General features: G+C 39.3%; 12 protein-coding genes, 2 tRNA genes and 2 rRNA genes (1 of these 16 only partly in view). 1 reads left to right on the top strand and 15 read right to left on the bottom strand.

The window, feature by feature from the left end; genetic code table 11:
• Window positions 1–295: 295 nt before the first annotated feature.
• Entirely contained in the window at window positions 296–577 is a 282-nt protein-coding gene (locus tag HWV59_RS01705; RefSeq protein ID WP_102232816.1) for an AbrB/MazE/SpoVT family DNA-binding domain-containing protein, read from the top strand.
• A 38-nt stretch (window positions 578–615) separates the two neighbouring features.
• Here the strand turns inward: HWV59_RS01705 and rsmI are convergent, their stop codons facing one another.
• From rsmI to HWV59_RS01630, 15 genes are all read right to left on the bottom strand, one after another.
• Window positions 616–1,494: a 16S rRNA (cytidine(1402)-2'-O)-methyltransferase gene (gene rsmI / locus HWV59_RS01700; RefSeq protein ID WP_175637956.1), complete on the bottom strand. Its 879-nt coding sequence runs from the start codon at window positions 1,492–1,494 to the stop codon at window positions 616–618.
• 7 nt (window positions 1,495–1,501) lie between these two features.
• Entirely contained in the window at window positions 1,502–1,756 is a 255-nt protein-coding gene (locus HWV59_RS01695) for a GIY-YIG nuclease family protein (RefSeq protein ID WP_175637955.1), read from the bottom strand.
• 27 nt (window positions 1,757–1,783) lie between these two features.
• Entirely contained in the window at window positions 1,784–2,539 is a 756-nt protein-coding gene (locus HWV59_RS01690) for a tRNA1(Val) (adenine(37)-N6)-methyltransferase (protein ID WP_175637954.1), read from the bottom strand.
• 152 nt (window positions 2,540–2,691) lie between these two features.
• Complete coding sequence (gene yabA, locus HWV59_RS01685; protein WP_175637953.1) at window positions 2,692–3,069, bottom strand: DNA replication initiation control protein YabA; 378 nt, start codon at window positions 3,067–3,069, stop codon at window positions 2,692–2,694.
• Between the two features lie 13 nt (window positions 3,070–3,082).
• On the bottom strand, window positions 3,083–3,910 hold the full coding sequence (locus tag HWV59_RS01680; RefSeq protein ID WP_102232811.1) for a PSP1 domain-containing protein: 828 nt from the start codon (window positions 3,908–3,910) through the stop codon (window positions 3,083–3,085).
• 2 nt (window positions 3,911–3,912) lie between these two features.
• Window positions 3,913–4,905 carry a DNA polymerase III subunit delta' gene (holB, locus tag HWV59_RS01675; protein ID WP_175637952.1) on the bottom strand — a complete coding sequence of 331 codons (993 nt, stop codon included), beginning with the start codon at window positions 4,903–4,905 and terminating at the stop codon, window positions 3,913–3,915.
• A gap of 12 nt (window positions 4,906–4,917) precedes the next feature.
• Complete coding sequence (locus HWV59_RS01670; RefSeq protein WP_175637951.1) at window positions 4,918–5,358, bottom strand: YaaR family protein; 441 nt, start codon at window positions 5,356–5,358, stop codon at window positions 4,918–4,920.
• Window positions 5,359–5,398: 40 nt separating this feature from the next.
• Window positions 5,399–5,728 carry a cyclic-di-AMP receptor gene (locus tag HWV59_RS01665; RefSeq protein ID WP_175637950.1) on the bottom strand — a complete coding sequence of 110 codons (330 nt, stop codon included), beginning with the start codon at window positions 5,726–5,728 and terminating at the stop codon, window positions 5,399–5,401.
• A 135-nt stretch (window positions 5,729–5,863) separates the two neighbouring features.
• Window positions 5,864–6,496 (bottom strand): dTMP kinase, encoded by a 633-nt coding sequence (gene tmk / locus HWV59_RS01660; protein WP_175637949.1) that lies wholly within the window; start codon window positions 6,494–6,496, stop codon window positions 5,864–5,866.
• A gap of 11 nt (window positions 6,497–6,507) precedes the next feature.
• Window positions 6,508–7,938 (bottom strand): aminotransferase class I/II-fold pyridoxal phosphate-dependent enzyme, encoded by a 1,431-nt coding sequence (locus HWV59_RS01655; RefSeq protein WP_175637948.1) that lies wholly within the window; start codon window positions 7,936–7,938, stop codon window positions 6,508–6,510.
• Window positions 7,939–8,225: 287 nt separating this feature from the next.
• The gene (locus HWV59_RS01650) at window positions 8,226–8,438 is read right to left on the bottom strand and encodes a sigma factor G inhibitor Gin (protein ID WP_407941608.1); all 213 of its coding nucleotides are present in this window, start codon (window positions 8,436–8,438) and stop codon (window positions 8,226–8,228) included.
• Window positions 8,439–9,751: 1,313 nt separating this feature from the next.
• Window positions 9,752–9,867: ribosomal RNA gene (gene rrf, locus HWV59_RS01645) — 5S ribosomal RNA — on the bottom strand.
• Between the two features lie 78 nt (window positions 9,868–9,945).
• A 23S ribosomal RNA gene (locus HWV59_RS01640) occupies window positions 9,946–12,874 on the bottom strand.
• A 245-nt stretch (window positions 12,875–13,119) separates the two neighbouring features.
• Window positions 13,120–13,195, bottom strand: a tRNA-Ala gene (locus tag HWV59_RS01635).
• 16 nt (window positions 13,196–13,211) lie between these two features.
• Window positions 13,212–13,247 (bottom strand) — tRNA-Ile (locus HWV59_RS01630); it runs 41 nt beyond the window's last position.

Raw genomic sequence — 13,247 nt, 5'->3', positions numbered from 1 at the left:
TTGTTTTTGTCGAAATTTTAGTATTAATAATTGGGGAAATAAGGACATATTTCATAAACCCAAACTTCCAAAAATAGGTTTTAAATACATAATTTGTGGGTATATAGTGGATAAAACCCCTCTAGATTAAGGTTATTTAGTATCACCTATTTTTTTACATGGAAATATAATAAAAATGATTGACGTTTATTGGAAACACTGATATGCTTAAAAAGCAAATCAGTTTTTGTCGAATATTGACGAAGTATAGCAAAAAAACATAAATAGATATAAATTGAGAGGAGATTACTAAATTATGAAATCTACTGGAATTGTACGTAAAGTTGATGAGTTAGGTCGCGTAGTTATCCCTATTGAATTACGCCGTACTCTAGGTATTGCTGAAAAGGATGCATTAGAAATTTACGTTGATGATGATAAAATTATTCTTAAAAAATATAAACCAAATATGACTTGTCAAATTACTGGAGAAGTTTCTGACGATAACTTAGCGTTAGCTAATGGCAAGCTAGTTTTAAGCCGTGAGGGCGCAGAGCAAATTTTAACTGAAATTAAAAATCAATTAGTAAATAAATAATGATAAAAAGGGATCAATTCTGATCCCTTTTTTTAAAACTATTCTATATGATATGCCTGATACACATCTCTTTTTTGAACACTTCGGTCAAGTGCTACCTTTTTAATAGCATCCTTTGACGATAATCCTTCTTTTATGTAGTGCTCAACATGTTCTTTTACATTAAGAGAATCCCACCAAATATCTTTGTCATCAATTACTTCTTCATTAGAACCTTCGACAATAATACAAAATTCTCCACGTATTTCATTTTCCTCAGACCAAGCTATAACATCTTTTATATTACCTCTTATGAATTCTTCAAACTTCTTTGTTAATTCTCTTGATAAACAAATAGATCTATTCCCTAAGCATTCAAGCATTAATTGTAGTGTTTCTTTTAGGCGATGAGGTGACTCATATAAAATAAAAGTTTCTTTTCGAGTACTTAATGAAGTTAATTGATTTTTTTTCTCTTTCTTTTGTCGATCTAAAAAGCCAAAAAAGTAAAATGGCTGTGGTGTAATTCCTGAAGCAATAAGTGCTGTTAACGCTGCATTAGCACCTGGTAGTGGAATTACCTTCGCACCTGATTCTAAAACTTGTTGCACCAGTTCACTGCCCGGGTCTGATATTGTCGGCATTCCAGCATCGCTAATTAATGCAACACTCTTATTTTCATGTAAATACTCAATGATCTTTTGTCCACTGCTTCCTTTATTATGTTCATGATAGCTAAAGATTGGCGTATCAATTTCAAAATGGTTACATAATTTTTTTGACTGACGTGTATCTTCTGCTGCGATAAGGTCCACTTCTTTCAAAACCTTTATAGCCCGAAAGGTCATATCTTCCAAGTTACCAATCGGTGTTGGCACTAAAAATAAATCACCTATTTCATTTTCATTATGAATAAAACTTTTTTGGGTATGTAGCATATTCCCTTCACCTGCCTTCTATATATGATTGTTTCTTTTTCTTAGAAAACTTTTTAAATTTGATTTCCATTTTCAATGCTTCACTTTTTGAATCGAACTCTTCTGAGTATAAAAGTTTTACAGGAGTTCTCCCTCTTGTATATTTTGCACCTTTACCGGTGTTATGATTGTGTAAACGCCTTTCAATATCTACTGTATAACCTGCATAATAGCTTCCATCACTACATTCTAACACATAAAAATAGTGAGCTTCCTTTTCCATTTATTCTACTCCTATATATAGTGTTGCCTATTCTTTATCCGCTTCTTTTCCATATAAAATTTCTTTAATAACCGGTGTATACTCATGATGTTCATCATATACAAATATCGGAGGTAGCAACTTTAGATCAGCTTGACCACCCTTAATGCCTTCAATTAAGACAGTGTTTGCTTCTTTCCCTTGCTTAGGATAGACAAATTGTAGCCTTTTTGGCTCAATGCCATATTTCCTCATTGATTCAACAAGGTCCACTAACCTCCCAGGTCTATGCACAATGGCAACCTTACCGCCTTGTTTAACAAGCTGACTGCTCACCTTAATTACATCATCTAATGTACATAAAATTTCATGTCTGGCGATAGCCAAATGTTCATTTAAATTTTGTTTATCCTTCTGTGGCGTTTTAAAATAAGGCGGATTACATGTAACAACATCAAACTTTCCATGTCCAAGTTCCTCTGGCATATTCTTAAGATCTCCATGGATAAGCATAATTTGTTGATCCAGCTTGTTATATTGTACACTTCTTACTGCCATATCATAGAGTCTTTCTTGTATTTCTACCCCAGTAATTTGACCTTTTGTTCTTGTACTAAGAATAAGAGGAACAATACCGTTTCCTGTACAAAGATCAATAATATTCCCTTTTTGTATAGGCATATAAGCGAACCTGGATAATAACACCGCATCCAATGAAAATGAAAAGACGGATGGACTTTGGATGATCCGTAAATTCTCGGCTAATAAATAATCTAACCTCTCATCTCCTATTAACTTAACCATAAATTTATTTCTCCTTTAAATCAAACGAATTAGCTATCTTACCATTTCGAAAAAATGTCATTTAGTGAAAGACTCGTTTCTTTAGCATAAAAAAAGACTGACACATATCAGTGAATTGGTCTTTTGGACACAATCAGTATGAGTCAGTTCTATTATTTCTTATTTAGGAATGATAAGCAAAATAAACAATCTCCATCTTTACGAATACTTCCATAATGTAGGTTGCAAATATGGAAACCTTCTTGATAAAGTCTTGCTAAATTGTCGTAGCCTTCTCCTATATCAACCTGCTGATTTTGTTTCTTTCGCTGATGATCCTTTGCTTTTGTCTTTTTTGTTTTAGTTGAGCTCTTTGTATCAGTCATTGTTGAATCTAATCGTCGGCGTAGGTTCTCATTTTCAATTTGTAAATGATGATTTTCTTCGATAAGTTCTCCTAAATGTTGCTTAAGCTCACCTAATTGAGTATATAAAGACCCTATTTGTTCCTCCATACTACTGACAGATTCAAATATTTCTTTCTTATCCACTTGTTCCACCTCATCAATCTGTGGATTGCATTGGAACTACGCCTTCTTTCTGCAATTCATCCCAAGTGTATTCAACCACGCGTTCTTGTTCCACAAGGTTTACCTGTAGAATCTTCTCTAATATATTTAAACCAACTACTTTCCCTAATCCATTTGGAGTCCCAATCATTTCTCCTAAATCAGGAAGTTGTTCCTTGGCAGATTCATACTCATCATTTTCATATTTAAGACAACACATTAATCTTCCACATAAGCCGGAAATTTTCGTTGGATTCAGTGACAAATTTTGGTCCTTTGCCATCTTAATAGATACAGGCTCAAAATCCCCGAGGAATGTGGAGCAACATAACATCCGACCACAAGGTCCGATTCCACCCAGCATTTTTGCCTCATCACGAACACCAATTTGGCGCAGCTCTATTCTTGTTTTGAAAATAGCAGCCAAATCTTTAACAAGCTCTCTAAAATCAACACGTCCATCTGCTGTAAAATAGAAGATCACTTTATTTCGGTCAAATGTATATTCCACATCAACCAACTTCATGTCTAAACCATGATCTGAAACCTTCTTCTGACAAACATGGTATGCTTCAGATGCAGCCTCCTGATTTTCCTGTACCATTAACCGATCCTTTTCATCAGCAAGGCGAATAACTTTTTTCAAAGGCAAAACAACATCGTTTTCCTCTACTTGTTTATTGTTTAAGACGACTTTGCCATATTCAACCCCTCTTATTGTTTCCACAATGACAAAATCATCATCCTCTATTTGAAGACCATTAGGGTCGAAATAATAAATTTTGCCCGCTTTTTTAAAGCGAACTCCTACAACATTATACAAACTTATCCCTCCTGCAATGTTAAAACCAATTGTTCCAATAATAATTGCGGATTTACATTGGCATGAAGCCGTTTCTTAGCTTCTAATATAGAAGTTACCTTCTCAGTCACACTTCTTTGAGTTATCTGAAGGGCATGCTGTTTAATTTGTTGAATGATGTCCTGGTAGATCACATGTTCATCATTTCCTAATTGAACAGATAAGACATCTTTATATATATATAATAACAAGTCTAACCCTGTTTCCTGCTTTTCCTTTTCATTAAAAAAGTTCATCCACTCTGTGTGTATATACAAAGGTGCCTGTCCTTTTCGAGTGGTGAGGATTTCATATAATTTTATCACTTTCAATCTAGCCTGCGCAAACCAATCATCTTTTGACAGACTAAAAGCTGCGTCTGTATCATTGGTTAACTGAGCAACTAATGAAGCTATATGTGTAGCTATACCTGAATCTTTCAACCTCATTTCAATCGCTTTTGGTTGCAATGGTTGAAAAGGTAACAATTGACACCGTGATAAAATCGTATTCAACATTTTATGATACTGCTCTGTTATGAGAATTGCAATTGTATTAGCATTAGGTTCTTCTAAAAACTTTAGTAAACTGTTTGCTGCATTAACTGTCATCTTATCTGCATGAACAATCATATAAAGTTTTTTATTTGATTCAACTCCTGATTTTGAAAATTCCTCCTGCAGTGCCTGAATTTGTCCTTTTTTAATCGAAAGTCCATCCGGTTCAACAAGATGTACATCAGGATGATTGCCCGATTCTACTCTTTTGCAATTCCTACAAATTTCACATGGTTCATAGTTTTGAAGATTTTCACAGAAAAAGCTTTTTGCTAAAAGAATCCCTACTTCTCTTTTTCCAGTACCTTTTTTTCCTTCAAAAAGATATGCATGTGCCAGCCTGTCTTTCATTATACTATTTGTTAACAGTTTCATAACCCTCGGCTGATATGAACTTAATTCACTCCAATTTTTCGTCATACTCATCACTCTCTACGTATAAAGGTTAATAAGTAATCCCTTAACCTCGCCTATTTTTGCAAGAATATCTATTGTAGAGCCTTCCTTACTTATCATCTCGTCTGCTAATTGAACTAATGATTCATCGACTTGCTCAACTATTTTTAATGCGCGACTATTTCCATTATAATCCCAACTTCTGGATTGCTTCATATTCATGCCGAACTCAACAGCTTCATGAATAAATTTTTTCACTAAAAGTTTATATTTGGAAAGGTCACTAAAGTTGCGGGATTTTGCTAATCTACGTCCGGCACTATCTATATCAACCAATAACTTATTCAGTTGTTCATTTTGAAGCTTACTTCCTTGTTTAACAATTAAATCATGGAATCCCTTGGTGGATGTTTGAGCAACCTTTTGCTCTATCCCCCTCTTGTCCATCGATGACCTAATATCTTGACTAATTTTCATCCTTTACCTCCATGGCATTGTTGCCATTAAGATGATTTTATTAAAATTGATGAAACTGCTCGACAGGAAGAACAAATACAGTTGCACCGCCTACTTCTACTTCAACTGGATATGGAATAAACGAATCCGCATTTCCGCCCATCGGCGATACTGGAGCGACTAGTTGATCTCTTGACTTACAATTATCCTTTATTATTTGCAAAGCCTTATCCACTCGTATATCTTCTGTCCCTATCATAAATGTTGTATTGCCCGATTTTAGAAATCCACCTGAACTAGATAATTTAGTAACTCGGAAATTATAGTCAGTAAGCACATTCAATAACTTGTTACTATCTTGATCCTGTACAACCACAATAATTAACTTCATTTTAGAGAAGCCTCCTTTTATTGTAACATGTTCATTTAAGTGAATCATTGCTCGTTTAATGGTAATTTTATGTTAACTAAGAAAAGCGAGCTAGATACCTACACTAAGTCCCAAATTTAAACCTTTCTTGCCTTATTAAAAAGAAATTACCTTTTTTAATTCTTTCTTCACTTCTTCGACAACTTCTTCAAGTGATTTTTCAGCATCAATAACAACAATTCTTTCTGGAAACATGTTAATGACTTTTTCATATCCTTCTTGGACTTTTTGGTGAAAAGTTAAGTCCTCTAAATCAAGGCGATTTTTCTCTCTTACTGAACTTTTTGATATCCTTTGTAAACCTACCTTTGGGTCTATTTTAAAATAAAATGTAAGATCAGGCATTAATCCATTAATAGCAAATTCATTTATTGATAATACTTCATTTATTCCCAATCCCCTAGCATAGCCTTGATATGCTAGAGAACTATCAATAAAGCGGTCACAGAATACAATTTGTCCAGTTTCTATTGCCGGGATAACTCTTTCCACAAGATGTTGTCTTCTTGCTGCAGCATATAATAAAGCCTCTGTTCGTGAATCCATCTCAGTATGCTCTTTATTCAAAATAACCTCACGTATTTTTTCCGATATACGAATACCACCCGGTTCTCTAGTGAAAACAGCATCCATATTATTATTATTATTTACTTCTTTCATTAATACTTCAAGAACAGAGGTTTTTCCTGCTCCCTCAGGTCCTTCGAATGTAATAAATTTACCCTTCAAACACTTCACCTTCATTTCATATAAATACTTATTTTTCCTTTTTTTATATGATGATCTCCTTGAATGTTTACTCCCAGTTCAAGCAGTTCTTTAATCTTTTCTATTAACTCTGTTGTTATTTTTTCTCCAACAATAATAAGTGGAATACCAGGAGGATAAGGAATAATTGCTTCTGCAGAGTAATATCCAACTGCTTTTTCCATCTCTACTATCCTTTTTTTATATTTTTTTAGATGTGAGTAAGGAATATCTAAAGATTGTATCCTTTTTCCTTTTTGTTCTTGTGACTTTGCTTTTATTTTATATGGTCGTTCTGTTTTCTTTAAACTTAAGTTCAGATGTTTTAATTTATTGATAATAAAGGAACTATCGGCAAGTGGTAAGATACATAAACAATGATAATAATTAGCTAATTCCACATTGATATTATTTGCCTCAAAGAGTTCCTGCAATTGATAGCCAGATAGTTTGTTTGTCGATCTTATTGTTACTTTTAATGGATCATTATGTACAACTGGATCAATTGATTCGACTACTTCTATTCCGCTAATTGAGTTAATGTATGTTTTGACATCCTTGACTGATTTGATAATATCCCCCTGCTTTTTATCGTCTATTATTCCTTTTAAGTACGCACGAGCTATATCAAGAGATGCCATAATTGGATAAGAAGGACTGCTACTTTGAAGCATAGATAGATAGGTCTCTATTGTTTCTTGATTAATATAGTTACTATTAAAATGGAGGTATGAACCCATTGTCATGGCTGGTAAAGTTTTATGTGCTGAATGAATGACAATGTCAGCTCCAGCCTCTATAGCAGATGGAGGAAATCCATTTCCTATTATAAAGTGGGCACCATGTGCTTCATCAACAAGTACTGGTATTCCATGTCCATGTGCTAATGTAACGATCTCTTTAAGGTCAATAGATAGACCATAATAGTTTGGACTTGTTAAGATTAGTGCTTTGGCATTTGGAAAGAGATCTAGTGCTTCTCTTACCGTTTCGATCTCAATATAACTAGGAACATGGTACTCTTCATCCATTTTTGGTGATAAAAAGATTGGTTTTACTCCAGCAAGCTGTAATCCATACATAATTGATTTATGGGAGTTTCTCTGTACAAGGACCTCATCACCCTCCTCGCATGTTGACAAAATCATTGCTAAATTTCCCACCGTTGAACCATTTACTAAAAAATAGGAGTTTTTCACCCCATATACATTTGCTGTAAGCTGCTGTGCTGCTAGAATAACATCCTGTGGATCATGTAAGTCATCCAGTCCTGTTAATTCAGTTACATCTATATGTAAGATATCTCTATAGAGATGGTTTGCTTCTTTTAAAAAAACTGCTCCGTTTTTATGGCCGGGGACATGCAAAGACAAAGGTTTAGCATTAGCATGGTTTAATAGAGCAGAATAAAGAGGCGTTTCCATTATTAATCAACGTCCTTTTTTATAGATAAAATCATTATAACAATACTAACTTACCTGAGTATATACAGATTCATCATATAGCACAAACAAATACGAAAAGTGCAAGGCGCCCGCTTATCGGCGACAAGCATAAGTCAAATAGGAATTGAAGGCGTTCTTTGCATTCAATTCCTATTTGACTTATGACCTCGAGCCGATGGCACCTGGAGCTAGACACCTACACTAAGTTCGAAATTTTCAACTTTCTTACCTATAAAAAAAGACTGATTTCAATCAGCCTTAGGATTCTATGAATATAGTGGTGAGTTTTTTACTCTTCTTAACTTTTCTAAATAATATTTATACTTAGGGTCAGATGTTTGAGTGCTTGTCATTTCTTTTTCACATTCTACACATATAAAACTTGTATAAAGGTAAATTCCTAACTCCTTTTTCTCATCACATATAATACATGTTTCCCCAAGAGACTTTTGTAAACTATTTGAATTCAAAATCTCCACCTCCATACTTTTATTTTTACCAAAAAGTATCATTGTATACACAATTTTGAATTTAAATATTGATGTTAATCATAGTATGATTTTGGGCTTAATACGTGACTGTTTTATCCAGCGCAAGTTATGGCCCTTCATCTTTTTTTTACCTATATCATACTTAGTACTTTGTCTCTGCTTCTTTACAGACTAGACCTGGTTTTCACTTTAATTATTTAATTCATACAAAAAAAGACCAGTATCTGTACTGATCTTTTTAATTAACTATGGGCTTTAGTTTCGGATTTCAGCTTGCGATAAGCGGAATCTCCGTGTCAGCTTGTTCGTTCAGATCCTCATGTGCCATCTGCGCACACATTAGTAGGGTGTTAAGTTAATTTATCTTCGATTATGAAGATTTATCAACGATTATTTCATTTTATCTTCGATTTTCAGCAACTTATCTTCGATTATTTTAATTTATCTACTATTCTACAAAATTCACAAAAAATCTACATACACGTAAACTCCATATCAAACAAAAAAAGACCAGTATCTCTACTGATCTTTTCCCTCTTCTTACTTGGCGACGTCCTACTCTCACAGGGGGAAACCCCCAACTACCATCGGCGCTGGAGCTTAACTTCCGTGTTCGGATTTCGGCTTGCGATAAGCGGCGAATCTCCGCGTCAGCTTGTTCGTTCAGATCCTTATGTGCCAACTGCGCACATTCCGGTCTTCTCTCTCGGCGCTTCCTTACTTGCACAGGAAGTGCTGACTTCTACGTTGCCACAGGACGTGGCGCTCTTAGTAGAAGTTCCTTAATATGCTTCTCCCAAGCCTCAGGCTAGTAAGGTTACTTTGTCTCTACCTCTTTACAGACTAAACCTTCGGTTTATTTTATTTTTTAAATCCATACAAAAAAAGACCAGTATCTCTACTGATCTTTTTTCCTCTTCTTACTTGGCAACGTCCTACTCTCACAGGGGGAAACCCCCAACTACCATCGGCGCTGGAGCTTAACTTCCGTGTTCGGATTTCGGCTTGCGATAAGCGGCGAATCTCCGCGTCAGCTTGTTCGTTCAGATCCTCATGTGCCAACTGCGCACATTCCGGTCTTCTCTCTCGGCGCTTCCTTACTTGCACAGGATGTGCTGACTTCTACGTTGCCACAGGACGTGGCGCTCTTAGTAGAAGTTCCTTAATATGCTTCTCCCAAGCCTCAGGCTAGTAAGGTTACTTTGTCTCTACCTCTTTACAGACTAAACCTTCGGTTTATTTTATTTTTTAAATCCATACAAAAAAAGACCAGTATCTCTACTGATCTTTTTCCTCTTCTTACTTGGCGACGTCCTACTCTCACAGGGGGAAACCCCCAACTACCATCGGCGCTGAAGAGCTTAACTTCCGTGTTCGGCATGGGAACGGGTGTGACCTCTTCGCCATCATCACCAAATAATATAAAGTTTGAAGGCATGTTCCTTCAAAACTAGATAACGATTCACAATTCAATTCACTAAGCTTACGCTTTTATTAGGTTAAGTCCTCGATCGATTAGTATCAGTCAGCTCCACACGTCACCGCGCTTCCACCTCTGACCTATCAACCTGATCATCTTTCAGGGATCTTACTCACTAATGTGATGGGAAATCTCATCTTGAGGGGGGCTTCATGCTTAGATGCTTTCAGCACTTATCCCTTCCGCACATAGCTACCCAGCTATGCCTTTGGCAAGACAACTGGTACACCAGCGGTGCGTCCATCCCGGTCCTCTCGTACTAAGGACAGCTCCTCTCAAATTTCCTACGCCCACGACGGATAGGGACCGAACTGTCTCACGACGTTCTGAACCCAGCTCGCGTACCGCTTTAATGGGCGAACAGCCCAACCCTTGGGACCGACTACAGCCCCAGGATGCGATGAGCCGACATCGAGGTGCCAAACCTCCCCGTCGATGTGGACTCTTGGGGGAGATAAGCCTGTTATCCCCGGGGTAGCTTTTATCCGTTGAGCGATGGCCCTTCCATGCGGAACCACCGGATCACTAAGCCCGACTTTCGTCCCTGCTCGACTTGTAGGTCTCGCAGTCAAGCTCCCTTGTGCCTTTACACTCTACGAATGATTTCCAACCATTCTGAGGGAACCTTTGGGCGCCTCCGTTACATTTTAGGAGGCGACCGCCCCAGTCAAACTGCCCACCTGACACTGTCTCCCAGCCCGATCAGGGCTGTGGGTTAGAATTTCAATACAGCCAGGGTAGTATCCCACCGACGCCTCCACCGAAGCTAGCGCTCCGGCTTCTCAGGCTCCTACCTATCCTGTACAAGCTGTACCAAAATTCAATATCAGGCTACAGTAAAGCTCCACGGGGTCTTTCCGTCCTGTCGCGGGTAACCTGCATCTTCACAGGTACTATAATTTCACCGAGTCTCTCGTTGAGACAGTGCCCAGATCGTTACGCCTTTCGTGCGGGTCGGAACTTACCCGACAAGGAATTTCGCTACCTTAGGACCGTTATAGTTACGGCCGCCGTTTACTGGGGCTTCGGTTCAAAGCTTCGCTTGCGCTAACCTCTCCCCTTAACCTTCCAGCACCGGGCAGGCGTCAGCCCCTATACTTCGCCTTGCGGCTTCGCAGAGACCTGTGTTTTTGCTAAACAGTCGCCTGGGCCTATTCACTGCGGCTTTTCCGGGCTATTCACCCTAAAAAGCACCCCTTCTCCCGAAGTTACGGGGTCATTTTGCCGAGTTCCTTAACGAGAGTTCTCTCGCTCACCTTAGGATTCTCTCCTCGCCTACCTGTGTCGGTTTGCGGTACGGGCACCTCTCACCTCGCTAGAGGCTTTTCTTGGCAGTGTGGAATCAGGAACTTCGGTACTATAGTTCCCTCGCCATCACAGCTCAGCTTATGTGACAACGGGATTTGCCTCGTTGTCAGCCTAACTGCTTGGACGCGCTAATCCAACAGCGCGCTTACCCTATCCTTCTGCGTCCCCCCATTGCTCAAACGGTGAGGAGGTGGTACAGGAATTTCAACCTGTTGGCCATCGCCTACGCCTTTCGGCCTCGGCTTAGGTCCCGACTAACCCTGAGCGGACGAGCCTTCCTCAGGAAACCTTAGGCATTCGGTGGAGGGGATTCTCACCCCTCTTTCGCTACTCATACCGGCATTCTCACTTCTAAGCGCTCCACGAGTCCTTCCGGTCTCGCTTCACAGCCCTTAGAACGCTCTCCTACCATTGTTCGTAAGAACAATCCACAGCTTCGGTGATACGTTTAGCCCCGGTACATTTTCGGCGCAGAGTCACTCGACCAGTGAGCTATTACGCACTCTTTAAATGGTGGCTGCTTCTAAGCCAACATCCTGGTTGTCTAAGCAACTCCACATCCTTTTCCACTTAACGTATACTTTGGGACCTTAGCTGGTGGTCTGGGCTGTTTCCCTCTTGACTACGGATCTTATCACTCGCAGTCTGACTCCTGAACATAAGTCTTTGGCATTCGGAGTTTGACTGAATTCGGTAACCCGATGGGGGCCCCTAGTCCAATCAGTGCTCTACCTCCAAGACTCTCATTTCAAGGCTAGCCCTAAAGCTATTTCGGAGAGAACCAGCTATCTCCAAGTTCGATTGGAATTTCTCCGCTACCCACACCTCATCCCCGCACTTTTCAACGTGCGTGGGTTCGGGCCTCCATTCAGTGTTACCTGAACTTCACCCTGGACATGGGTAGATCACCTGGTTTCGGGTCTACGACCACGTACTCTTTCGCCCTATTCAGACTCGCTTTCGCTGCGGCTCCGTCTTATCAACTTAACCTTGCACGGGATCGTAACTCGCCGGTTCATTCTACAAAAGGCACGCCATTACCCATTAACGGGCTTTGACTACTTGTAGGCACACGGTTTCAGGATCTCTTTCACTCCCCTTCCGGGGTGCTTTTCACCTTTCCCTCACGGTACTGGTTCACTATCGGTCACTAGGGAGTATTTAGCCTTGGGAGATGGTCCTCCCTGCTTCCGACGGGATTTCACGTGTCCCGCCGTACTCAGGATCCACTCTGGAGGGAACGAAGTTTCAACTACAGGGTTGTTACCTTCTTTGACGGGCCTTTCCAGACCTCTTCATTTACTCCGTTCCTTTGTAACTCCGTATAGAGTGTCCTACAACCCCAAGAGGCAAGCCTCTTGGTTTGGGCTAATTCCGTTTCGCTCGCCGCTACTCAGGAAATCGCGTTTGCTTTCTCTTCCTCCGGGTACTTAGATGTTTCAGTTCCCCGGGTCTGCCTTTATTACCCTATGTATTCAGGTAAAAATACTACTCCATTACGAGCAGTGGGTTCCCCCATTCGGAAATCTCCGGATCAAAGCTTACTTACAGCTCCCCGAAGCATATCGGTGTTAGTACCGTCCTTCATCGGCTCCTAGTGCCAAGGCATCCACCGTGCGCCCTTAACAACTTAACCTTCGACAAATGATAAGCTTCAGATTACTTCGTTGGCTTCATGTTCTGCGGTGCTCATGGACAAATTACGTCCATTCCGCTCCTCAACCATTTCGCCGCCTCGTACTCTTCGCTTCTCCTTTGTCTCAAGACATAAGTACTTACTTAATGTCCTGATTCAAATATTATTAAGAGAATCACTAAACTAAGCGTTTAAACTCAGTGAATTACTTGAATTGTTTTCGTTATCTAGTTTTCAAAGAACATTGGTGGAGCCTAGCGGGATCGAACCGCTGACCTCCTGCGTGCAAAGCAGGCGCTCTCCCAGCTGAGCTAAGGCCCCATATTTTTATTTGAGATGGTGGGCCTAAATGGACTCGAACCATCGACCTCAC

Source organism: Metabacillus schmidteae, from assembly GCF_903166545.1.
Classification (GTDB): domain Bacteria; phylum Bacillota; class Bacilli; order Bacillales; family Bacillaceae; genus Metabacillus; species Metabacillus schmidteae.
Note: the sequence above shows the minus strand (reverse complement) of the source record. Positions and strands in the feature narration are given on the sequence as shown.

What these genes read in the sequence shown, in the direction of transcription:
- HWV59_RS01705 (WP_102232816.1), top strand. Translation starts at nt 296, where the DNA reads ATGAAATCTACTGGAATTGTACGTAAAGTTGATGAGTTAGGTCGCGTA.
- rsmI (WP_175637956.1), bottom strand. Translation starts at nt 1,494, where the DNA reads ATGCTACATACCCAAAAAAGTTTTATTCATAATGAAAATGAAATAGGT.
- HWV59_RS01695 (WP_175637955.1), bottom strand. Translation starts at nt 1,756, where the DNA reads ATGGAAAAGGAAGCTCACTATTTTTATGTGTTAGAATGTAGTGATGGA.
- HWV59_RS01690 (WP_175637954.1), bottom strand. Translation starts at nt 2,539, where the DNA reads ATGGTTAAGTTAATAGGAGATGAGAGGTTAGATTATTTATTAGCCGAG.
- holB (WP_175637952.1), bottom strand. Translation starts at nt 4,905, where the DNA reads ATGACGAAAAATTGGAGTGAATTAAGTTCATATCAGCCGAGGGTTATG.
- HWV59_RS01670 (WP_175637951.1), bottom strand. Translation starts at nt 5,358, where the DNA reads ATGAAAATTAGTCAAGATATTAGGTCATCGATGGACAAGAGGGGGATA.
- HWV59_RS01665 (WP_175637950.1), bottom strand. Translation starts at nt 5,728, where the DNA reads ATGAAGTTAATTATTGTGGTTGTACAGGATCAAGATAGTAACAAGTTA.
- HWV59_RS01655 (WP_175637948.1), bottom strand. Translation starts at nt 7,938, where the DNA reads ATGGAAACGCCTCTTTATTCTGCTCTATTAAACCATGCTAATGCTAAA.